The sequence below is a fragment of the Halorubrum sp. Ea8 genome (assembly GCF_002252925.1).
GTDB lineage: Archaea > Halobacteriota > Halobacteria > Halobacteriales > Haloferacaceae > Halorubrum.
Map to the genome: position 1 here is coordinate 1 of NZ_NHPF01000156.1, position 575 is coordinate 575.

Here is a 575-nt window from a genome sequence, read left to right on the forward strand (position 1 = left end):
CCGTCTGGTCGGCGTTCGTCTGGGTCTACGTCCCGGCGTACCTCGTGCTGGGCCCGCTCGCATTGTTCCACGAGTGGAGCCAGCGCTCGAAGCGGGCGATCACGGGCAAGCTCTCGGAGAGCCTCCGGAAGCTCTCCTCGGCGAACGACACCGGACAGACCCTGCTGGAGTCGGTCCAGACGGTCTCGGAGACGTCGACCGGCCAGCTCGCCGAGGAGTTCGAAGTGATTCACGCGAAGGTGAACTACGGGATGAGCCTCCGAGACGCCATGGTCGAGTTCAACAACACGTACGCGGTCCCGCGGCTCGCCCGGACGGTGAAGCTCATCTCGGAGGCGCAGGAGGCCTCCTCGCAGATCACGGACGTGCTGACGACGGCGGCGCAGGCCTCGGAGAACCAGGACGACATCGAGCGCGAACGGATCTCCCGGACCCGGATGCAGGTGGCCATCATCGTGATGACGTACGTCACGCTGCTCGGCGTGATGGCGATCCTCCAGACCCAGTTCGTCGACGTGATGGGCGACCTCTCGTCGCAGGCGGACGGCGGCGGGGCGGCGGCCGCCTGCGACGAG

General features: G+C 67.3%; 1 protein-coding gene. It reads left to right on the forward strand.

Features of this window, described 5'->3' with window-relative positions:
• On the forward strand, positions 1-575 hold a 575-nt coding region (locus DJ74_RS17660; RefSeq protein ID WP_141212755.1), incomplete at both ends, for a type II secretion system F family protein.